The 21,208-nt window shown below is 72.7% G+C and carries 14 protein-coding genes; 8 read left to right on the top strand and 6 right to left on the bottom strand.

Annotation, left to right across the window (positions count from 1 at the left end; all coding sequences use genetic code 11):
• Positions 1-5: 5 nt before the first annotated feature.
• The 6 genes from RB608_RS23865 to RB608_RS23840 all read left to right on the top strand — a co-directional run bounded on the left by RB608_RS23865 (position 6) and on the right by RB608_RS23840 (position 9,318).
• The gene (locus RB608_RS23865) at positions 6-1,490 is read left to right on the top strand and encodes a substrate-binding domain-containing protein (protein WP_308090573.1); all 1,485 of its coding nucleotides are present in this window, start codon (positions 6-8) and stop codon (positions 1,488-1,490) included.
• A gap of 206 nt (positions 1,491-1,696) precedes the next feature.
• Positions 1,697-2,473, top strand: coding sequence for a phosphate ABC transporter ATP-binding protein (locus tag RB608_RS23860; protein ID WP_308090660.1), 777 nt, complete (start codon positions 1,697-1,699; stop codon positions 2,471-2,473).
• Between the two features lie 90 nt (positions 2,474-2,563).
• Entirely contained in the window at positions 2,564-6,121 is a 3,558-nt protein-coding gene (gene mfd / locus RB608_RS23855; RefSeq protein ID WP_308090572.1) for a transcription-repair coupling factor, read from the top strand.
• A gap of 2 nt (positions 6,122-6,123) precedes the next feature.
• Complete coding sequence (locus RB608_RS23850) at positions 6,124-6,858, top strand: hypothetical protein (RefSeq protein WP_308090571.1); 735 nt, start codon at positions 6,124-6,126, stop codon at positions 6,856-6,858.
• A 4-nt stretch (positions 6,859-6,862) separates the two neighbouring features.
• Complete coding sequence (locus tag RB608_RS23845) at positions 6,863-7,486, top strand: MazG family protein (RefSeq protein ID WP_308090570.1); 624 nt, start codon at positions 6,863-6,865, stop codon at positions 7,484-7,486.
• Positions 7,483-9,318 carry a neutral/alkaline non-lysosomal ceramidase N-terminal domain-containing protein gene (locus tag RB608_RS23840; protein WP_308090569.1) on the top strand — a complete coding sequence of 612 codons (1,836 nt, stop codon included), beginning with the start codon at positions 7,483-7,485 and terminating at the stop codon, positions 9,316-9,318. Before RB608_RS23845 ends, RB608_RS23840 begins: the two co-directional genes overlap by 4 nt.
• Before the next feature lie 27 nt (positions 9,319-9,345).
• Here RB608_RS23840 and RB608_RS23835 read toward each other — a convergent pair whose 3' ends face one another.
• Both RB608_RS23835 and RB608_RS23830 read right to left on the bottom strand, forming a co-directional pair.
• Positions 9,346-11,145 carry a hypothetical protein gene (locus tag RB608_RS23835; protein ID WP_308090568.1) on the bottom strand — a complete coding sequence of 600 codons (1,800 nt, stop codon included), beginning with the start codon at positions 11,143-11,145 and terminating at the stop codon, positions 9,346-9,348.
• Entirely contained in the window at positions 11,142-11,663 is a 522-nt protein-coding gene (locus RB608_RS23830) for a hypothetical protein (protein WP_308090567.1), read from the bottom strand. The genes RB608_RS23835 and RB608_RS23830 overlap by 4 nt, the downstream gene beginning before the upstream one ends.
• 405 nt (positions 11,664-12,068) lie before the next feature.
• On the opposite strand from RB608_RS23830, the gene RB608_RS23825 reads away from it, so the two are divergent.
• Positions 12,069-13,388, top strand: a complete 1,320-nt coding sequence (locus RB608_RS23825; RefSeq protein WP_308090566.1) for a DUF222 domain-containing protein — start codon at positions 12,069-12,071, stop codon at positions 13,386-13,388.
• 179 nt (positions 13,389-13,567) lie between these two features.
• On the opposite strand, the gene RB608_RS23820 is transcribed toward RB608_RS23825, so the two are convergent.
• Positions 13,568-16,393 (bottom strand): BTAD domain-containing putative transcriptional regulator, encoded by a 2,826-nt coding sequence (locus tag RB608_RS23820; RefSeq protein WP_308090565.1) that lies wholly within the window; start codon positions 16,391-16,393, stop codon positions 13,568-13,570.
• Between the two features lie 87 nt (positions 16,394-16,480).
• Here RB608_RS23820 and RB608_RS23815 point away from each other — a divergent pair, with 87 nt between their 5' ends.
• A complete protein-coding gene (locus RB608_RS23815; RefSeq protein ID WP_308090564.1) occupies positions 16,481-17,233 on the top strand; it encodes an IclR family transcriptional regulator in 753 nt (250 codons plus the stop codon).
• A gap of 13 nt (positions 17,234-17,246) precedes the next feature.
• Here the strand turns inward: RB608_RS23815 and RB608_RS23810 are convergent, their stop codons facing one another.
• The 3 genes from RB608_RS23810 to hutU are packed head-to-tail and all read right to left on the bottom strand — an operon-like array spanning position 17,247 to position 21,207.
• Complete coding sequence (locus RB608_RS23810) at positions 17,247-18,524, bottom strand: MFS transporter (RefSeq protein WP_308090563.1); 1,278 nt, start codon at positions 18,522-18,524, stop codon at positions 17,247-17,249.
• Positions 18,521-19,543: an LLM class flavin-dependent oxidoreductase gene (locus RB608_RS23805; RefSeq protein WP_308090562.1), complete on the bottom strand. Its 1,023-nt coding sequence runs from the start codon at positions 19,541-19,543 to the stop codon at positions 18,521-18,523. Before RB608_RS23805 ends, RB608_RS23810 begins: the two co-directional genes overlap by 4 nt.
• Complete coding sequence (hutU, locus tag RB608_RS23800) at positions 19,540-21,207, bottom strand: urocanate hydratase (protein WP_308090561.1); 1,668 nt, start codon at positions 21,205-21,207, stop codon at positions 19,540-19,542. The genes RB608_RS23805 and hutU overlap by 4 nt, the downstream gene beginning before the upstream one ends.
• Position 21,208: the final 1 nt, after the last annotated feature.

Genomic DNA, 21,208 nt, shown 5'->3' with positions numbered 1-21,208 from the left:
ACGCAATGTCCGTACGCAAGTCCCTCACGGCCGCGTTCGCGGCCGCGGTGGCCACGTCGGCGGTGACGCTGATCGCCTCTCCCGCTCACGCCGTCTACACGCCGCACCCCGAGGACAGCAAGGCCACGCCGGTCGCCGCTGACCTGATCGGTGGCGGCTCCGACACCACCATGCTCTCCCTCTTCCAGGCCGCCAAGGTCTGGAACGAGGGCGCCAAGGCCGACTACGGCCAGACCTTCGACGTCGCGAGCTTCGCGGCCGTCCCGCAGCCCGCGGGCGGCACCATCAAGCTGCCCACCAACGGCGACCAGAACCGCCCGAACGGCTCGAGCGACGGCAAGGACAAGATGCGCTCGGACGCCAACTTCACCGACCTCGACTTCGCACGGTCCTCCGACGCGCTCAAGGCCGCGGAAGCGGCGGACCTGTGGGCGATCCCGTTCGCCCTCGACACGGTCGCGATGGCCGTCTCCAACAGCACGGCCTCCCACGCCCCGCAGACGCTCTCGGCCGAGAACCTCAAGAAGATCTACACCTGCGAGATCACCAACTGGAGCGCGGTCGGCGGCTCCGCCGGCACGATCAAGCCCTTCGTGCCGCAGAGCGGATCCGGCACGGAGAAGTTCTTCAAGTCCAAGGTCCTCACGGGAGGCGCGGACTACGGGTCCTGCGTCAAGTCCGAGGTCGGCGGCGTGCCGATCCAGGAGCACACCGACGGTCCGGTGAAGAACGACCCCGACGCCATCGTGCCGATCTCCCAGGGCCGCGCCGGCCTGATCCCCGGCAACACCGTCCGGCTGATCGGCGGCGAGGTCGCGTTCAAGCGCGCCGTCTACAACGCGGTCCGCAAGGCCGACGTCGGCAAGACCGACATCCAGAAGTTCTTCGGCTCGGCCGGCTTCCTGTGCTCCGACGCAGCGACGCTGGCCATCGCGCAGGGCGGTCTCACCCAGCTGGCCACGCCGGCCAACGGCGGCGCCTGCGGCACGAACGTCGAGAGCACCACCAACTTCGCGACCAACGACCTGGTCGAGACCGCCACCGCGCTGACCGGCACCAGCACCGCCGCCGGCATCAACCTGTCGGCCAAGGTGTCGGGCTCCTCGCAGCCGACCGGATCGGTCTCCTTCTACGAGGGCGCGACCCTGCTGCAGGCGAACGTCCCCCTGGTCTCCGGACAGGCTCCGCTCCTGGTTCGCACGCCGAGCGCCGGCGCCCACACCTACAAGGCCGTCTTCAAGCCGACCAACACGAAGTACCTGGTGTCCGAGGGGTCCGTCACCCTGACCTGGACCGCTCCGTCGACCGGCCCGTCCCCGGCCCTCGCCGCGGCCCAGGCTCAGCTCGACAAGGCCCAGGCCAAGGTGAAGAAGCTCAAGAAGCAGGTCAAGAAGGCCACGGGCGCCAAGAAGGTCAAGCTCACGAAGAAGCTGAAGAAGGCCAAGAAGTCCGTCAAGACCGCCAAGGCCGCGGTCGCCGCCGCGTCCTGACGCGACACCCCCGCAGTTCCGCAGCACCCGCAGCACCGGTGCCGGGCGGCCCACGGGCCGCCCGGCACCTCCCGATGAGAAGAGAGCCCATGGACTCCGCAGCCGACCAGACCACCGTCCTGCCCGCCGTCGAGGCCACGATCGTCCCCGAGGCCACGACCGCGCCCGAGGCCACCGTCGCCCCCGGCGGCGTACCCGCCCCCGGCGTGCTCGCGCAGCTGGAGGCGCGGGAGATCACCGCCTGGTTCGGTGACCACAAGGTGCTCGACCGGGTCTCGCTCACCATGGACGCGGGCCGGATCACGGCCCTGATCGGGCCGTCCGGGTGCGGCAAGTCCACCTTCCTGCGCATCCTCAACCGGATGCACGAGCTGGTCCCGTCGGCGCAGCTGGCCGGTGAGGTGCTGCTCGACGGTGAGGACATCTACGACCCGGGCAGGCGGCTCATCGACGCCCGCCGGTCGATCGGCATGGTGTTCCAGAAGCCGAACCCGTTCCCCGCGATGTCGATCCAGGAGAACGTCCTCGCCGGCCTCAAGCTCACCGGCACCCGGCTGAAGCGATCGGACAAGGACGACCTCGTCGAGTCCTGCCTGGTCAAGGGCGGCCTCTGGAACGAGGTCAAGGACCGCCTGGACGCCCCCGGCGGCGGGCTCTCCGGAGGCCAGCAGCAGCGCCTGTGCATCGCGCGGTCGCTCGCGATCCGGCCGCGGGTGCTGCTGATGGACGAGCCGTGCTCCGCGCTCGACCCGACCTCGACCCGGGTGATCGAGGAGACCATGCTCGAGCTCGCGCGGGAGGTGACGATCGTGATCGTCACCCACAACATGCAGCAGGCCGCGCGGGTCTCGGACCGATGCGCCTTCTTCCTCGCCTCCCAGGGACAGCCGGGCGTGATCGTCGAGCACGGCGACACCGAGGCGATGTTCCAGAGCCCCCAGGACTCCCGCACCTACGACTACGTCAACGGCCGCTTCGGCTGAGTGTCGGCGGTACGCCGTAGGCTGGTCGCCGCACCCCCGGTCGTCCCAGATCGGGGGCGCTCGTGCTGTCCCCGACCGAAGGTGCACCTCGTGAGTCTCGCCGGCCTCGCCGACGCCGTCCTCGCCGACCCGACCCTGTCCGCCGCGCTCGCGGGCGCGGTCGACGGCACCCAGCCGACCGGTGAGCTGACCGGCCCGGAGGCCCTGCGGCCGTTCCTGGTGACCGGCCTGGTCCGGGCCGGGCGGCCCGTGCTGGTCGTCACCGCCACCACGCGCGAGGCCGAGCAGCTGGTCGCCGAGCTGGGCGACCTGGTCGACCCGGCCGGTGTCGCCTACTACCCGAGCTGGGAGACCCTGCCCCACGAGCGGCTGAGTCCTCGCAGCGACACGGTCGGCCGACGGCTGGCGGTGCTCCGCCGGCTGTGCCACCCGGGGACCGACGTCGCGACCGGACCGGTCCAGGTCGTGGTCGCCCCGGTGCGCAGCGTCCTGCAACCGCAGGTCAAGGGCCTCGGCGACCTCGCGCCGGTCGAGCTGGCCGTGGGCGCGAGCGCCGAGATCGACGACGTCGTCCGCGGCCTGGTCGGCGCGGCGTACTCCCGTGTCGACCTCGTCGAGAAGCGCGGCGAGTTCGCGGTGCGCGGCGGCATCGTCGACGTCTTCCCCCCGACCGAGGAGCATCCCCTGCGGGTGGAGTTCTTCGGCGACGAGATCGACGAGATCCGCTCGTTCGCGGTCGCCGACCAGCGCACCATCGCGAAGGTCGACCGGCTGTGGGCGCCGCCGTGTCGCGAGCTGCTGCTCACCGACCAGGTCCGGGCCCGGGCCGCGGAGCTCGGCCGGACCCACCCCCAGCTGCTGGAGATCACCGACAAGCTCAGCGAGGGCATCGCCGTCGAGGGCATGGAGGCGCTCATCCCCGCGCTCGTCGACGAGCTGGAGCTGCTCGTCGACCTGATGCCGGCGGACACCCGGGTGCTGGTGCTCGACCCCGAGCGCGCCCGGGCCCGCGCGCACGACCTGGTCGCGACCAGCGAGGAGTTCCTCGCCGCGTCCTGGGCCACCGCGGCGAGCGGCGGCCAGGCGCCCATCGACCTGCAGGCGGCGTCGTACCAGTCGCTGGCCGACGTGCGCACCCACGCCCGCGAGCGCGGGCAGGCGTGGTGGACGTTCAGCCCGTTCGGCCTCGACGCAGCGATAGTCCCGGGGCAAAAGCACGAGGAAACCCCGGAAACCGGTGCTTTTGAGCAGGGAGTATCGGCGGCGCCGTCCTACCGCGGCGACGTGGGGAAGGCCTTCGCCGACATCGCCCGGTGGCGCGCCGAGGGGCACACGGTCGCCGTCGTCCACGTCGGCCACGGCCCGGCGCAGCGCATGGTGGAGGCGCTGGGGGAGCAGGACGTGCCCGCGCGGCTGGTCGAGGACCTCCCGCCGGGTCACGAGCTCGACCCCGCCGTCGTCACGATCACCTGCGGCAACCTCGGCCACGGCCTGGTCGACGCCGAGCGTCGTCTCGCGATCCTCACCGGCGAAGACATCGTCGGCACCAAGGCCTCGACCCGCGACAAGGGCGCCATGCCGGTGCGCCGCAAGCGGCAGATCGACCCGCTCGAGCTCAAGACCGGCGACTACGTCGTGCACGAGCAGCACGGCGTCGGCCGGTTCGTGGAGATGAAGCAGCGCGAGGTGCAGGGCGCGGTGCGCGAGTACCTCGTCCTGGAGTACGGCCCGTCCAAGCGCGGCGGCCCGCCCGACCGTCTCTTCGTCCCGGCCGACACCCTCGACCAGGTCACCCGGTACGTCGGCGGCGAGCAGCCCAGCCTCGACCGGCTCGGCGGCGGCGACTGGACCAAGCGCAAGAACAAGGCCCGCAAGGCGGTCCGCGAGATCGCCGCCGAGCTGATCAAGCTGTACGCCGCCCGGCAGGCCACCCAGGGCCACTCCTTCGGCCCCGACACCCCCTGGCAGCGTGAGCTCGAGGACGCCTTCCCGTTCCACGAGACCCCCGACCAGCTGACCACGGTCGACGAGGTCAAGGCCGACATGGAGCGCACGGTCCCGATGGACCGCCTGGTCTGCGGCGACGTCGGCTACGGCAAGACCGAGATCGCCGTGCGCGCGGCGTTCAAGGCGGTCCAGGACGGCAAGCAGGTCGCCGTGCTGGTGCCGACCACGTTGCTGGTCAACCAGCACCTCGCGACCTTCTCCGAGCGGATGAGCGGCTTCCCCGTCGTCCTCAAGCCGCTGAGCCGGTTCCAGACCGACAAGGAGGCGGCCGAGACCATCGCCGGCCTCGCCGAGGGCAGCATCGACCTCGTGGTCGGCACCCACCGGCTGTTCAACGCCGACACGAAGTTCAAGGACCTCGGCCTGATCATCGTCGACGAGGAGCAGCGCTTCGGCGTCGAGCACAAGGAGGCGATGAAGCGGCTGCGCACCTCGGTCGACGTGCTCTCCATGTCCGCCACGCCGATCCCGCGCACCCTGGAGATGGCGATCACCGGCATCCGCGAGATGTCGACGATCACCACGCCACCGGAGGAGCGCCACCCCGTCCTGACCTACGTCGGCGGGTACGAGGACCGCCAGGTGGTCGCCGCCGTACGCCGTGAGCTGCTCCGCGACGGCCAGGTGTTCTACATCCACAACCGGGTGAGCTCGATCGAGAAGGCCGCGGCCAAGATCCGCGAGCTGGTCCCCGAGGCCCGGGTCGCGACCGCCCACGGCCAGATGGGGGAGCACCAGCTCGAGCAGGTGATGGTCGACTTCTGGGAGAAGGAGTTCGACGTCCTGGTCTGCACGACGATCGTCGAGTCCGGCATCGACGTCTCCAACGCCAACACGATGATCATCGAGCGCTCCGACACCCTCGGTCTCTCCCAGCTGCACCAGCTGCGCGGCCGGGTCGGCCGGTCGCGGGAGCGCGCCTACGCCTACTTCCTCTATCCGACCGAGAAGCCGCTCACCGAGACCGCGCACGAACGGCTCGCCACGCTGGCCCAGCACTCCGACCTCGGTGGCGGCATGGCGATCGCGATGAAGGACCTCGAGATCCGTGGCGCCGGCAACCTGCTCGGCGGCGAGCAGTCGGGCCACATCGCCGACGTCGGCTTCGACCTCTACGTCCGCCTGGTCGGCGAGGCGGTCCGCGACTTCCGCGACGACGGCGGTGCCCCCGACGTGCTGGAGGAGGTGCGCATCGAGCTCCCGGTCGAGGCCCACCTGCCGCACGACTACATCCCGAGTGAGCGGCTGCGGCTGGAGATCTACCGGCGGCTGGCCGAGGTCCGCACCGACGCCGACGTGGACGAGGTCGTGGCCGAGCTCGAGGACCGGTACGGCGAGCCGCCCGAGCAGGTGACCGCTCTGCTCCTGGTCGCCCGGTTCCGGGCGCGGGTGCGGCAGGCCGGGGTCAAGGAGGTCACGACGGTCGGCAAGAACGTGCGCTTCCACCCGGTGGTGCTGCCCGAGTCGCGCACGATCCGGCTCAACCGGCTCTACCCGAAGTCGATCGTCAAGCACCAGCTCGAGTCGATCCTGGTGCCGCGTCCCGGCATCCCGGGACGGACGGGCACCCCCCTGGAGGGGGTCGCCCTGCTTGAATGGGCCAGACTCGTCATCGACTCGGTCATCGACCCCAAGGAGTGAGTGTGCGCCCCTCGTTCGTGCCTGCGTTCGTGCCGAGGTTCCTGCCGGCCGTGGCAGCGCTGTCCGCGACCGCCCTGCTGGCGGCCGGCTGCGGCGTCTCCGACGACGGCGTCAAGCCGGGCGTCGCCGCCGAGGTCGAGGGGCAGCAGCTCCGGCTGGGCAAGGTCGACCAGGCCGTCCAGGACTACTGCGCACTGCGAGCGGCCAACCCGCAGGCGTCAGCCGCGCCGACCGCGCTGATCCGCGCCCAGTTCGTCGTCGGCTGGACCCAGGCGGTCGCCGTCGACGCGCTTGCGGGCGAGCACGGCGTGACGCTGCCCTCCGAGGCGATCGACCGCACCGCCGTGCAGCAGGCCTGGGAGCCGCTCGGCACGATCGACGACGACAACTACGAGACCTTCGAGTGGCTGACCTGGATCCAGCAGCGGCTCAGCGACCCCGTCGCCCAGCTCGGCGCCGACGAGGCCGGTGCCGAGGGCCAGGAGGCCGTGGCCGCCGGGATCGACCTGATCACGCAGTGGCTCGACGACAACGACGTCACCTTCAACCCGGTCTTCGGTTCCTACGACGCCGAGACGGGCGTCTTCGGCGGCGACCCGCTCTCCGTCCCGGTCAGTGCCGAGGCGACGAGTGCCGCGGACATGACCGCGCTCACCCCGGAGCAGGTCGCGGACCTGCCCGCCGAACAGCGCTGTGGGCCCGCCGCGGCCCCCGCGGCGGTCGCACCCCAGGGCTGAGCCCGTGCCCGGGCAGTCGGGAGAGCCCGCGGCCGGCGCGGTCGCCGAGTTCGTCGCGGTGATGCGGCGGCTGCGCGCCGAGTGCCCCTGGAAGCAGGAGCAGACCCACCGCTCGCTGGTGCGCTACCTGCTCGAGGAGACCTACGAGACGGTCGACGCGATCGACGAGGCCGAGGCGACCGGCGACTTCGCCCACGTGGCCGAGGAGCTGGGCGACCTGCTGCTGCAGGTCGTCTTCCATGCGGTGATCGCGGAGGAGCGCGGCGACTTCGACCTCGACGACGTCGCGCGCGGGATCACCGCGAAGATGCGGCGCCGCAACCCGCACGTCTTCGGCGACACCCCGGACGAGGACCTGACGGCCGAGCAGGTCGACGCGCGCTGGCAACGGATCAAGGCGGCGGAGCGGCCCGAGGGCGCCGGTCCGCAGGATCCGCCCTCCGCCCTCCCCGCCCTGCTGTACGCCGACAAGGTGCTCGGGCGGCGGGAGCGGGCCGGGCTGCCGCTCGACGTGGTGGCGGACTCGCCGGACCTGGGCGAGCGCCTGCTGGCGCTGGTCGCCGAGGCCCGCGCGGCCGGGACGGACCCGGAGCAGGCGCTGCGCGACGCCGCGCGGCGGCGACGGTGACCACCGACCGGCCGGGGCAGCGGGGCTGGCGGGCCGGTCGCGGCCGAGCGGACGTCACCGGCGAGCCGTGGGGCGTCGGGATGATGGGCTACGGCATGCCCGACCAGCGCACGCGCGGGATCCTGTCGCGTCAGTACGCCCGGGCGTTCGTCCTCGACGACGGGCGGCGCCGGGCCGCCTTCGTCGTGGCCGACATCGGCATGTTCTTCGAGGCGACCGTGGCCGCGATCCACGAGCGACTGGCCGCCCGGTTCGGCGACCGGTACGGCGCCGGCAATGTCGTGCTCACCGCCACCCACACCCACTGCGGGCCCGGCGGGCACGGCCACGACATCCTCTACAACATCACGACCGGCGGCTTCCGGCCGCGGACCTTCGCGCGGCTGGTCGACGGCGTGGTCGAGGCGATCGCCCGGGCCGACGCGGACCTGGCGCCGGCCACGCTGGTGCTCAGCCGTGGCGAGCTGCGCGACGCGAGCGCCAACCGCGCCCGGGCGGCGTTCGAGCGCGATCCCGCCGACGAGCGGGCCCTCTTCCCGGACGGCATCGACCCGCGGATGACGCTGCTGCGCCTGCAGCGCGACGGGCGGCTCAGCGGCGCCATCAGCTGGTTCCCCGTCCACAACACCTCGATGTCCAACCGCAACCGGCTGATCAGTGCCGACAACAAGGGCTGGGCCGCCCATCGGTGGGAGCAGGACGGCGACCTGGTCGCGGCGTTCGCCCAGACCAACGCCGGCGACCTCAGCCCCAACCTGCAGCTGCGGCCCGCGACCGGGCCCACGGAGGACGAGCGGGACAACACCCGGATCATCGGCGAGCGCCAGCTGGCCGCCGCCCGCCGGCTCGCGGCCGACCCCGGCGTCGAGGTGGAGCCGCTGGTCGACGTACGCCATCGGTGGGTGAGGCTCGCCGACCGGTCCGCCGGGTCCGGGCGGACCGGTCGCACCGGTCGCGCGATCCTCGGCGCGAGCTTCGCGGCGGGCAAGCTGACCGACGGACCGGGCTCGCCGCTCTTCGACGAGGGGCGCCGCAACCCGGTGCCGGAGCGGTTCAGCCGTTGGCTCTACCGGCATCGCCCCGCGCTCGCGGCGGCGCACGCGCCGAAGGACCTGTTCCTGCCGGTCGGCAGCCTGCGGTGGGTGCAGGAGACCTATCTGCTCCAGCTGGTCCGCTGGGGGCACCTCCATCTGGTCTGCCTGCCGTTCGAGGTGACCGTCGTCGCCGGCTGGCGGCTGCGGCGGGCCGTCGCGACGGAGCTGGGCGTCGACGTCGAGGACGTCGTCCTGCAGGGCTACGCCAACGGCTACGGGCACTACGTCACCACGCCGGAGGAGTACGACGAGCAGCTCTACGAGGCGGGTTCGACCGTCTTCGGCCGTCACCAGCTGGCCGTGCTCCAGGACGCGGTCGTCGAGCTCGCCGCCGCTCTGCGCGGCGGACGCGCGATCGATCCGGGACGCCCGCCGCGGCCACGGCGGCTGCGGTGGACCCTGCCCGTCGGGTCGCCGCTGCTGGCGCGGCCGGGCCGCCTCGGGGTGCGGCGCGCCCCGGCCACCGCCCGCACCGGTGAGGTGGTCACCGCGACCTTCGGCACCGACCATCCGAACACGGAGCTGCGGGCGACCTACCTGCGCGTCGAGCGGCGCGACGGCGACGCCTGGCTGCCGGTCGCCGACGATGCCTCGCCGTCCACGACGATCGCCTGGCATCGGGACCGGGCACTGCGCTTCGTCGCCGACGTCACCTGGGTGGCCGGCCCGCCCGGCAGCTACCGGATCACCTGCGTCGGCAGCACGGACGCGACGACGCCGCCGATCGTCGTCCACTAACGATCGGCGGCGTCGCGCGCTCGGAGGTCAGCGGGTGGGGGCCGCGATCCCCTCGATGCGGACCGTCCTGCCCGATGCGGCGACGATGCGGACGGTGCCGGTGAAGCCGGCGTCGAAGGTCGACACCGCGACGAGCTGCCGGGTGGCGGCGCCGCCCTTGAGGGACACGGTGCGGAGCAGCCGCTTGCCGACGTACACCTTGACCTTGCCGAGCGCCTTGCCCCGGCTGACGACGAGCGCGAGCCGCCGGGCGTCGGTGATGGCGTACGTCGCCACGGCGCCCTTGCGCCTGGCCGTGAGGGCCGCGCCTGCGTAGGTGCCGGTGGCGGGCTTGAGCTTCCAGCCCTTGCGTCCCTTCAACGCGGAGGCCGGCGCGGGGACGGTCCAGGTCCGGGTCGCGGCGGTGGTGTCGGTGTTGCCGGCGGCGTCGGTGGAGGTGGCTGTGAGCACGTGGGTGCCGGGCGTGAGGGCCACGAGGGAGACCGGTCCGCCCGCGCAGGGCAGGTCCGCGCCGTCGAGCGTGCAGGTCGGAGCCGCGCCGGCCTCCGTCGTACCGACCTCGAAGGAGGCGTCCGGCGAGGTGACGATGGACCCGTCGGCCGGGCCTGCCGTCAGGGTGGTGTCCGGTGCGGTCGTGTCGGGCACGGTGGTGTCGCGCGCTGTCACGGTCCAGGTCCGGGTGGCGGGGGTCGGGTCGCTGTTGCCCGCATCGTCCCGGCCGGCCGCGGTGAAGACGTGGAGGCCGGGGGCGAGCCCGTCGAGCCGGACGACGCCGCGGGCGCACGGGGTGAGCGCGCCGTCGATGGTGCAGGAGAAGTCGACCGCTCCTGGGGCGTCGAGGGTGAACGCGGCCGTCGGGTCCGTGGTCGCCGAGCCTTCGGCGGGACCGCCGGTCAGTGTCGTCTCCGGGGCGGTCGCGTCGACCCTCCAGTCCCAGCGGACCGGGACCGGGTCGACCCAGGCACCGTTGCGGGCCGCGACCGTCAGCGTGTGCTCGCCGTCGGCCAGGTCGGAGAAGAACCCCGCTCCGCTGTCGCAGGTGAACTGGTAGCCGTCGAGGGTGCAGTCGAAGGCGTTGCCGCCCACCGAGGCGAAGGCGAAGTTCGCGTTCCGGCTGTTCGTGAGCCGGGGCGGCGTCGCGGTGAACGCGGTGTCGACCGAGTGCACCTGGGTGGACCAGCTGTGGCTCAGGTTGCCCGACGCGTCCTCGGAGCGGAGGGCGAAGCTGTGCGACCCCTCCGGCAGGGTCAGGGTGCGCGGCGACGTGCACGTCTCCCATCCGCCGCTGTCCAGCTTGCACTGGCTGCGCACGGCGCCGCCGGCGGACCAGGCGAACCTGAACCGGCCCTGCTCGTTGACGACCTGCGTGGCGCTGATGCCGGAGATCGTGGGGAGCTGGACGTCGCGGAAGACGGCGGTCGGGAACTTCTCGACGCTGCCCGTGATGGCCGAGTGGACGGCACAGTCCCGGGTGCCGTTGTTGTTGGCGCGGGTCTGGTCGCAGCCCTGCCACTCCACGAACTCCCATCCCTCCGGCACCCCGAAGAACGAGGGGCGCAGCCAGACCCAGGCCTCGAAGAGCTCCTCGTTGCGGATCCGGCCGCAGCTCAGGGTGACCCGGTGATCGAGGTTGGTGGTGCGGTCGCAGGCCAGTGCGCCGCCGTCCTCGATCGATCCCTCGACGACCTCGACGCGTCCGGCGCCGGTGATGGCGATGGTCACGCCGACCTGACCGGCGTTCGCCGCCGTCGGTACGGCGACAGGAGCCAGGCCGAGCGCGACGGCGACGGTGCCGAGGGCGATCCGGGCGAGGGTGCGGGTGCTCATGAGTTCTCCTTCACGAGGTCGGGCAGGGCGAGCCACTGCTGCCAGGTCAGGTCGCGCCCGACGTACCGGGGGCGCTCGAGCGGCCAGCCCGCCGCGATCCAGGCGGGGACGAAGGCGTCCAGGGCCGCCTCGAGGGCACTGCCCACGGCGCCCTCCACCACCCACCAGGAGATGTCCGCGTCCGCGCCGACCTTGGCCGGCGGGTCGACGTACACACAGCCGAGGAGCGCGGACTCGTCGGCGTCGAAGAGGCCGTACAGGAAGGACTCGTGCGCCTCGATCTCCGCAGCGTGGTGGGCGAGGTCGTCGACGTCGGCCTCCCGGCTCAGCTCCGCGGGCGGCCAGCCCCAGGCCTGACCGTAGATCTCCCACAGGCGGTCCCGTGAGGCCCGCACCGCGGGCAGGTCGAGGTCGACGTCGGCCGGTCCCATCGGGCGCAGGTGGTGCCCGTCGGTCACGGCGACCCGCGTCGGGTGGGCCCAGGCGGTGGGCAGCCAGGGGGTGGGTGCGGTGCTCATGGAGTGAGCGTCGCCGTCCGTGCTTGTGGTGACCTTGCGGGTCGCTTGCGGTGGGGTCGGGGCCGCTAGCGGGTCAGGACGGTGATGGCGCCTCTAGTCGTTCCATGGACGAGTGTGTCGGTGGTGGAGGTGGGGGCCCGTCGGCCGGGTGAGGGAGCGGTGGTGGTGCTGGGGGCTGTCCGTGGGCTTCGGCTGCGTTGTCGGTTGCGTTTCAAGCAGCAGCGACGAGAGCGTTGGGGAGGTGGCCGGGTTCGGTGGTCGGGTTGCGGTTCGCGGACGGGCTTTCGGGTGCTTGTGTCGCAGTCGGTGACGTTGATTCTCCACACCCCCGGATCAGAGTTTCGCCTGTCCACAGGCGGGTTTCCGACACTTTGAAGTGTCGTGGGTCGGTGGGAGAATCCAGTCATGGATCTCGCCACCGACGCCCGTTCGACAGCCTCGCTGCTGTCGCGTGTCGGCGAGCGGATCCGGTCCCGCGAGACGTTGATCGTCGAGGAGTGGGAGGACATCACCGCCTGGGCCAGCGACCACGTGATCGCCGGGCCGGAAGGGGTCGCGACGATCACCGAGGGCTACCTCGACACCGGGGTCCCGATCGCCGGGCCGGGTGCACCACTGGTCAGCGAGTTCGCGTTGATGGAGCTCGTCGCGGTGCTGGGTCGGTCTCCGGATGGCGGGAAGGCGTATGTCGGGCGGGTGATCGAGTGCGCGTGGCGGCTGCCTCAGGTGTATGAGGCGGTGGTGGCGGGGCGGTTGGCGCCGTGGCGGGCCGAGCGGATCGCCGACCTCACCCGGGCTCTCAACGCGCAGGCGGCGGGTTTCGTGGACCGGCAACTCTTCGACGCCTCCGGAGTCGGGTGGGCCCAACTCGAACGACTCGTCGCCGAAGCCATGCTGCGGTTCGACCCGGAGAAGGCGGAAGCAGAGCGCGTGAAGGCCGCCGACCAGCGGCACTTCGATGTCGGGGCTGTCGACGAGCACGGGCTGGTCCACCTCGACGGGCTGATGGATGCTGCCGACGGGCACGACCTCGACCTCGCGGTCGGACGGCGTGCCGAGGTCCTGGGTCGGCTCGGAGACGACTCGACGCTCGACGTGCGGCGGTCCAAGGCCGCCGCCGAGCTCGCCCGCCAGGACCTCGCGTTGGACCTGTTGATCCCGGACCCCGAGACCGGGGAGGTCGTGGACACGGTTCCGGGACGCAAGGTCGTGCTCAATGTCCACATCACCGACACCACCCTGGCCGGATCGACAGCCACCGGGGACAACCCGTTCGTGAACCCGGTGGGTCGGTGGGACGAGGGCCACTGCCCCATCACCTCGATCCAGATCCGAGAGTGGCTCCGGACTCACCACACGACCGTGATCGTGCGACCCGTGATCGACCTGGCCGACCATGTCCCCGTTGGGTCCTACGAGATCCCCGACCGCCACAAGACCCCCGTGATCCTGCGCGACCACACCTGTCGGTTCCCGCACTGCACCCGACCCGCGCAGCGGTGCGATGTCGACCACGCCCGTCCCCACAGCGAGGGCGGACCGACCTGTCCGTGCAACCTGGTGCCGCTGTGTCGACGCCACCATCGCGCCAAGACCCACTCGACCTGGCGCTACGACGCCCCGGCCCCGGCCACCTACGTCTGGACCAGCCCGGCAGGGTTCCGGTTCCGGGTCGACCACCGCGGCACCCACCCCTTCCACACCACGCACCCACCGGACCAGTAGCCACCCCGCCCCGCACCCCGCGAAACCACCGGTCGCGGGGACGCTGGCACGTCCTCTCCGAGCGGCACGCAGGGAGCATCCCATCGGACGGCCGAATCCACGGGCGCGCACCCCGCGGCCCGTGGAGTCAGTCGACCCGTGCAGCCCGGCCACCGCCCGTGCATCGACCGGCCTCCGCGCTAGCTGGTCGCCAGCGCCGCCATCTCGTCCACGCTCAAGGCCTGCCCCGCGGCGACGTCGGCGTCGTACGCCGCCCCGCGCGCGTCGCGGGCGACCTGACCGGCGCGGGCGATCAGGTCCTCGTCGGGGCGGTAGTAACCGTAGACGTTGCCGCCGGCACCGGCCCGGAGCTCGTTGGCGGCGCCGCGGAGGACGCCGACCCGGGCGAGGTCGCCACCGAGTGACTCGACCACACTGAGCGCGTCGAGGAGGTAGGCCAGGTTGGCGTGGTCGCCGGTGTCGCGGCTGAGCCGCACCCCTTCGGCGATCTGGCGGCGAGCCCGGTCCGGGGCGCCCTGGGCCATGGAGACCTGGATCGCGGTGAACAGCGCGATGTAGACGGCGAGCGGGTCGTTGCGGCGGCGCGCGGCAGCGAGGGCCTGGTCGACCAGCGCGCCGGCGCCGTCGGCGTCACCGCGGAGCAGCTCGACCGTGCCGAGCCAGACGTGCGACAGCGTCCACAGCCACTCGCCGCCGAGCCCGGCGCCCTCGCACAGCTCGATGGTCTCGCCGATGACCGACGCAGCCAGGTCGAGGTCGTCGCGGGCCAGGGCGATCAGCCCGACGCCACCGTAGGCGTAGGGCAGTCCCTCGGTGTCTCCGATCCGCCGGGCCAGGGCGGCGCTCTCCTCCCAGACCGCGGCCCCGTCGAGATCGCCCTGCGCGAAGGCGAGCGCGCCGACGACCGACCCGGCACGCACCCGCACCCGGTCGTCGACCTCCGCGTCGAGGACCCCCTGCATCAGCCGGCGGCCCTCCCGCAGCGCCCCGCGGATCCACCAGTACAGCCACAGGTGCCAGCCCAGCCAGCCGCCGAGGTCGGCCTGCCCGGAGACCAGTGACCACTCGACGGCGGCGACCAGGTTGGCGTGCTCCTGCTCGATCCGGACCAGCGTGTCGGCGGTGCCCTCGCCGCGAAGCGAGGGCTCGTAGTGGGCGACGAGGGCGCCGAAGTGCTGCAGGTGGGCGTCCCGCGCCACCCGTTCGGAGCCGGGATCGAGCCGGCTCACGGCGTACTGCGCCACCGGCTCCAGCAGCCGGAACCGGGGCCCGGGCACCACCACCACGAGCGACTGGTCGACGAGCGACTCGAGGAGCGCGAGGACGTCGGCCGGCGCCACCAGGTCCGCCAGTACGGCGGCCGCCGCGTCGAGTCCGAAGCCGCCGCTGAACACGGCGAGGCGGGGGAACGCCGCCTGCTCGCCGGGGGAGAGGAGCGCGAAGCTCCAGTCGATCGCCGAGCGCATGGTGCGCTGTCGCGGGGGCAGGTCGCGGGCGCCCTCTGCGGCCATCACGTCGCGGAGCCGGGTCAGGATCTCGGCCGGTGGCATCAGCCGGATCCGGGCGGCAGCCAGCTCAATGGCGAGCGGGATGCCCGCCAGTCGCTGGCACAGCTGGCCGACCACGGGGTCGTCCGCGGACAGCGCTCCGGCGGCCCCCGTCGCGGTCGCGCGGGCCACGAACAGCTCGGTGGCGGCGGGCAGGTCGAGCGGCGTGAGCGGGAACAGCACCTCGCCGCGCACCCGCAGCGAGATCCGGCTCGTCACCAGGATCCGCAGCGCGGGGCACGCGGCGGCCAGGGTGGCGACCTCGGGCCACGCGTCGAGGAGGTGCTCGGCATTGTCGAGCAGGAGCAGTCGGGCGGTGTCGCCGCGGAGCAGGTCGAGCAGGGCGGCGAACGGGTCACCGCCCTCGGCGACCCCGACGGCGTGGGCGATCGCGGGGATCACCGCGGAGGGGTCGTGCAGGGGAGCGAGCGGCACCAGGGCGACGCCGTCGATGAAGGAGGGCTCGGCGGCCGCGGCGACTGCCAACGCGAGCCGGGTCTTGCCGCAGCCGCCCACACCGGTGATCGTGACCAGCCGCGACGCCGGTGAGCGGAGTACGTCGACCAGGTGGGTCACGTCGCGCTCGCGGCCGAGCAGCGGCCCGAGCAGGTCGGTCGGCGGGATCGAACTGGGCCGGATCGTCCGCACCGGGGTCGCCGCGGCCGCTGGCCTGTCGACGGTCGCCGGACGCAGGGCCGGGTCCTGCTCCAGGATCTGCTGGTACAGCCGCTGGACGGCAGGCCCCGGGTCGACCCCGAGCTCCTCGACGAGCTGGCCCCGGAGCGCGGCGTACTCCGCGAGAGCGTCGGCCTGGCGGCCCGCGAGGTAGAGCGCCCGCATCAACTGTCCACGGACGGACTCGCGCAGGGGATGCTGTCGCGCGAGCCCGGTCAGTCGGGCGACCGCCGCCCCGGCATCGCCGAGGGCGATGTCGACTCCGGCCGCCAGCTCCTCGCCCGTGAGGCGCAGACCGTCGAGCCGCAGGGCCTCGGTCCGCGCGAAGGGCTGGGAGATGTCGGCCAACGGTTCGCCGCGCCACCAGTCCAGGGCGTCGTCCAGGTGTTCCTGCGCGGAGAGCGGGTCCGCGGCGGCGAGGGCGACGCGGGCCGCCTCGATGCCGGCGGCCAGCCGGTCCGTGTCGAGTGCGCCGGGAGGGAGGTCTAGGCGGTAGCCCGGCGGCGCGGTAGCGATGTCGGCAGGGACGCCGGCCCCACGCAGCCGCGAGCGCAGCCGGGAGATGACGGCCTGCAGGTTGGCCAGGGTGCCGCCGCGCGCGCTCTCGCCCCAGACGCGGTCCAGCAGAGTGTCGGTGGACACGACCCGACCGGCGTCGACGGCGAGGGCCGCGAGCGTCTCACGGTGCCGCGGTGAGCCGATGTCGACCGGTGCGCCGCGCTGGTCGAACACCTCGAGGGGACCCAGCAGACGCAGCGGCACGGTATCCCCACGATCTGGCACGCGGCCAAGGGTAGGACGCCGATGCTCCGGGCGTGGTCGATTTTCCCGCCGTCGAGAAGACCCGCACGGACTGGAAGGATGGCGACCATGGAGCGACGAGCACCCGCGGCGGCCCAGGCCCTCGACGTGCTGCGGGTGATCTCGGGGAGCGTCGAGCCGGTGTCGGCCAGCCACATCGCGCGCGAGCTGGGACTGGCCCGGTCGACGACCTACTACCTGCTCGACGTGCTCGTCGAGCACGGCTACGTGCGCCACCACGCCGAGCGGCGGCGCTACGGACTGGGCATCGCGGCGCACGAGCTCGGGTCGGCGTACCAGCGCCAGGCGCCGCTGCGCCGGATCGCCCAGCCGATCATCAACCGCCTGGTCGACGAGGCCGGCCACAACGGGCACTTCACGATCCTGCACGGCAGCGACGTCGTCTACCTGATCGAGGAGCGGGCGCCGGGACGCCCGGTGCTGATCAGCGAGGTGGGCGTGCGGCTGCCCGCCCACCTCACCGCCAGCGGTCTCGCCCTGCTCGCCCGGCTCCCGGTGCCGCAGGTGCGGGCGCTGTTCCCGTCGAAGGAGGCGTTCTTCACCCGCCGCGGCCTCGGGCCGCAGTCGCCGACCGAGCTGCGCCGCGCCCTGACGACCGTACGACGCGACGGCTACGCCTTCGAGCAGGGCTGGATCATGCCCGACCTGGCCTCGGTCTCGGCTGCCGCGGTCGACGACAACGGCCTGCCGCTCGGCTCGTTCACGCTGACCTTCCCCGAGGAGCACCTCGACACGCTGCCCGCACTGGCCGCACTCGTCGTCCAGGCCGCGGCGCGGCTCAGCGAGCGAGTGCGGCACTGACGCGATCGGCCGCTCAGGGCTGCCGGTAGAGCTTGCGCGCGAGCACCACGCCGATGACCGACAGCGGCGCGATCATCATGAAGTAGTACGCCGGCGCGCGCAGCGTCACGTCGCTCCACGCGGTCAGCAGCAGCGGCCCGAGACTGCCCATGAAGATCATGCCGACGTTGTAGGACAGCGCGATGCCGGTGGTGCGGACCTCGGTGTCGAACAGCTCGACCAGCAGCCCGGTCAGGGTGCCGAAGTAGGCGGCGATGATCACGCCGATGAACGCCTCGACCAGGATCAGCGCCCCGGTGGTGCGGTGGCTGAGCAGGAACGACAACAGCGGGTAGATGCTGACGAAGCCGACGACGGCCGCGGTCAGCAGGATAGGTACGGCGCCGATCCGGTCGGCGAGCCGGCCGAAGCAGGGCGCCAGCACGGCGATCACGGTGCCCGCGGTCGCCGCGGCGGCGTACCCGGACCACTGCGCGAGGTCGAGCCGCAGGGCGTAGGCGGCGAGGAAGGTGATCAGGTAGACGCCCATGCCCGCCATGCCGACGCAGAGGGTGCCGACGAGCACGCGTCCCCAGTGGTCGCGCAACGTGGTGCGCAGCGGGTTCGCGATCGGCTCGGTCGCGCGGAACTCCTCGGTGTCGGGGATCCGGTTGCGGATCCACAGGCCGATCGGGCCGATCAGGATGCCGAACACGAACGGGAGCCGCCACGCCCACGAGTGCAGCGTCTCGGTGTCGACGGTCGTGAACAGCAGCCAGCCGGAGACGCCGGCGAGGATCATCGCCATGCCCTGCGTGGCGGCCTGCCAGCTCGCCAGGAACCGGCGCCCGACCTGCGCGCTCTCGGCCATGAACGTCGTCGCGGCGCCGAACTCGCCGCCCGCGGAGAACCCCTGGATCAGCCGCGACACCATGAGGATCGCCGGGGCGGCCACACCGATGGTCGCGTACGTCGGCGTGACGGCGATGATCGCGACGCCGATCGTCATCAGTCCGATGGTCAGGGTGAGGGCGGCCTTGCGCCCGTGCTTGTCGGCCAGGTTGCCGATCACCATCGCCCCCACGGGGCGGATGAGGTAGCTGATGAGCAGCCCGGCGTACGTGCTGATCAGGCCGGCGGTCTGGTCGGACTTGGGGAAGAAGAGGACGGCCAGCACCGGCGCCATGTAGGCGTAGATGATGACGTCGTACCACTCCATGACGTTGCCGAGGCCGGCAGCGACGACGGAGCGCCAGGACGAGCGCGGCGCCGTGCGGCGCAGCCCGGCGGACGGGACGGGTGCTGTGGTCATGACGGTTGGACCTCACTGGTGAAGGGGTGCGCTGCGGGTCGGAGCGCGGGGATGACCTCCGCGCCCAGGAGCGCGGCGCTGTCCAGCAGGTCCTGCCGGCGTGCGTCGCGAGAATGACCGGCCACGATCACGAAGTCCAGCCCGAGGTCGATGAGGGGCTGGATCCGCGCGACGCAGTGGTCGGGGTCGCCGACGATGGCGAACCGCTCCCGCAGGATCCGGTCCTCCTCGCTCGGCGTCGTGCGGAGGTTCGCATGGGTGTCGATCCGGTAGTCGCCGTGGAGCTTCGAGCGCTGGTCGCGATCCGCGAACCTGGCGAGGACGCTGAGGCTGCCCGAGACGAGCTGGTTGGCGACGTCGAGGTCGCGGTGGGTGGCGACGTTGAGGTACGCGCCGTACCGGATGCCGTCGGGGTCGAGACCCGCGTCGGCGCGGGCCTTGCGGGCCGTCTCGAGGCCCTGCGCGATCGGCTCCGGCTCGACGCCGACGGTGAGCACGAGCCGGTCGGCGAGGCACGCGCCGAGCTTGATCACCCGCGGCCCGGACGCCGCGACCTCGATCGGGACGGGCGGCAGGCCGGTCTCGGCGACCCAGTCCATCCGGCTCTCGAAGTCGTCGATCTGCGTGCGGCCCTCGTTGAGGTAGCCGCGGAGCCGGGTCAGCACCTGCTCGAAGTCGCGCACCGGCGCAGGTCCCCGGCCGATGTGGGACAGCGAGGAGTCCCCGCGGCCGATGCCGAGCACCATCCGCCCGCCGGAGAAGGCGTGCGCCGTCGCGGCCGCGGACGCGAGCGCGGCGACGTGCCGGGTGACCGGGTTGGTGACGCCGGTGCCCAGCCGGATCCGCTCGGTGCGGGTCGCCGCGACCGAGATCGCGGCGAACGGGTCACCGGTGAGGTTCTGGCTGTCGGCGGCGAGGAGGCCGTGCCAGCCGGACTTCTCGTAGTGGACGGCGAGGTCGGGGAACTCGGTGGCCGGCACGAAGCTCAGCGCGAACACCTCCACGGCACGCGCGCTCATCGGGCGTCTCCCATCGGGATCTCGAGCCCGGTGCGCTCGGCGCACTCCCGGGCGATCGGGTAGCCCGCGTCGGCGTGGCGCAGCACGGCCGTCGCGGAGTCGTTGCGGAACACCCGGGCCAGGCGGGCGGCGGCCCGGTCGGTGCCGTCGGCCACGCAGACCTGGCCGGAGTGGATCGACTTGCCCATGCCGACGCCGCCGCCGTGGTGGATCGAGACCCACGAGGCGCCGGAGGCGACGTTGACCAGGGCGTTGAGGAGCGGCCAGTCGGCGATCGCGTCGGAGCCGTCGAGCATCCCCTCCGTCTCCCGGTACGGCGAGGCGACCGATCCGCCGTCGAAGTGGTCGCGGCCGACCACGATGGGCGCGGCGACCTCGCCCCGTCGTACGAGGTCGTTGAAGGCGAGCGCCGCCTGGTCGCGCTGTCCGTGGCCGAGCCAGCAGATCCGGGCCGGCAGGCCCTGCTGCGGCACCCGGTCGCCGGCCAGGCGCAGCCAGCGCTGCAGGCCGTCGTCGTCGGGGAAGAGCTCGGCGACCGCCCGGTCGGTGCGGGCGATGTCGGCCCGGTCGCCGGACAGGGCGACCCAGCGGAACGGGCCGCGGCCCTCGCTGAAGAGCGGGCGGACGTACTCCTGCACGAACCCGGGGATCTCGAAGGCGTCGGAGCAGCCGCCCTGCGCGGCGAACGCGCGCAGCGAGTTGCCGTAGTCGAAGACCACCGCGCCGCCGCGCTTGAAGCCGAGCATCGCCTCGACGTGCGCGGCCATCGAGGCCAGCGCCTGCGTATGGCAGCCGGCCGGGTCGCGGCGTACCTTCTCGGCCCAGCCGTCGAGGTCCTCGCCGGCCGGCAGGTAGGTGAGCGGCTCGTGGGCCGAGGTCTGGTCGGTGACGATGTCGATCGGCGCCCCGCTGCGCAGGTACGCCGGCAGCACCTCGGCTGCGTTGGCACAGACTCCGATCGACAGCGGACGCCGGGCCGCGGCGGCCTCCTCGGCCATCCGCAGCGCGGCCTCCGGACTGTCGGCGACGGTGTCGAGGTAGCCCAGCTCGACCCGGCGGGCGACCTTGGCCGGGTCGACGTCGAGGCAGATCGCGACGCCACCGTTCATGGTCACGGCGAGCGGTTGGGCGCCGCCCATGCCGCCGAGTCCTGCGGTGACGGTGATCGTGCCGGCGAGGTCGCCGCCGAAGCGCTGCCGGGCGACGGCAGAGAACGTCTCGTAGGTGCCCTGCACGATGCCCTGGCTGCCGATGTAGAGCCAGGAGCCGGCGGTCATCTGGCCGAACATGATCAGCCCGAGCTCGTCGAGCCGGCGGAACTCGTCCCAGTTGGCCCAGTCGCCGACCAGGTTGCCGTTGGCGATCAGCACCCGCGGCGCCTCGGGGGTGGTGTCCAGGACGCCGACCGGCTTGCCCGACTGCACGAGCAGGGTCTGGTCGGAGCGCAGGGTGGTGAGCCGTCGCGCGATCGCGTCGAACGACGTCCAGTCGCGGGCGGCCTTGCCCGAGCCGCCGTACACGACGAGGTCGGCGGGGTTCTCCGCGACGTCGGGGTCGAGGTTGTTGTGGAGCATCCGGTAGACCGCCTCCTGCTCCCACCCGAGGGTGGAGAGCCCGCTGCCATGCGGGGATCGGAGGGTGCGGACGGGGGACACGGCTGTCATG

It is taken from the genome of Nocardioides sp. LHD-245 (genome assembly GCF_030929495.1).
In the GTDB taxonomy this organism is placed as follows: domain Bacteria; phylum Actinomycetota; class Actinomycetes; order Propionibacteriales; family Nocardioidaceae; genus Nocardioides.
The sequence above is the reverse complement of the archived record's forward strand: the minus strand, read 5'-3'. Positions and strand labels throughout refer to the sequence as shown.

Coding starts and splice junctions, on each gene's coding strand:
- RB608_RS23865 (WP_308090573.1), top strand. CDS start 6: ATGTCCGTACGCAAGTCCCTCACGGCCGCGTTCGCGGCCGCGGTGGCC.
- RB608_RS23835 (WP_308090568.1), bottom strand. CDS start 11,145: ATGAGCACCCGCACCCTCGCCCGGATCGCCCTCGGCACCGTCGCCGTC.
- RB608_RS23830 (WP_308090567.1), bottom strand. CDS start 11,663: ATGAGCACCGCACCCACCCCCTGGCTGCCCACCGCCTGGGCCCACCCG.
- RB608_RS23825 (WP_308090566.1), top strand. CDS start 12,069: ATGGATCTCGCCACCGACGCCCGTTCGACAGCCTCGCTGCTGTCGCGT.
- RB608_RS23815 (WP_308090564.1), top strand. CDS start 16,481: ATGGAGCGACGAGCACCCGCGGCGGCCCAGGCCCTCGACGTGCTGCGG.
- RB608_RS23810 (WP_308090563.1), bottom strand. CDS start 18,524: ATGACCACAGCACCCGTCCCGTCCGCCGGGCTGCGCCGCACGGCGCCG.
- RB608_RS23805 (WP_308090562.1), bottom strand. CDS start 19,543: ATGAGCGCGCGTGCCGTGGAGGTGTTCGCGCTGAGCTTCGTGCCGGCC.
- hutU (WP_308090561.1), bottom strand. CDS start 21,207: ATGACAGCCGTGTCCCCCGTCCGCACCCTCCGATCCCCGCATGGCAGC.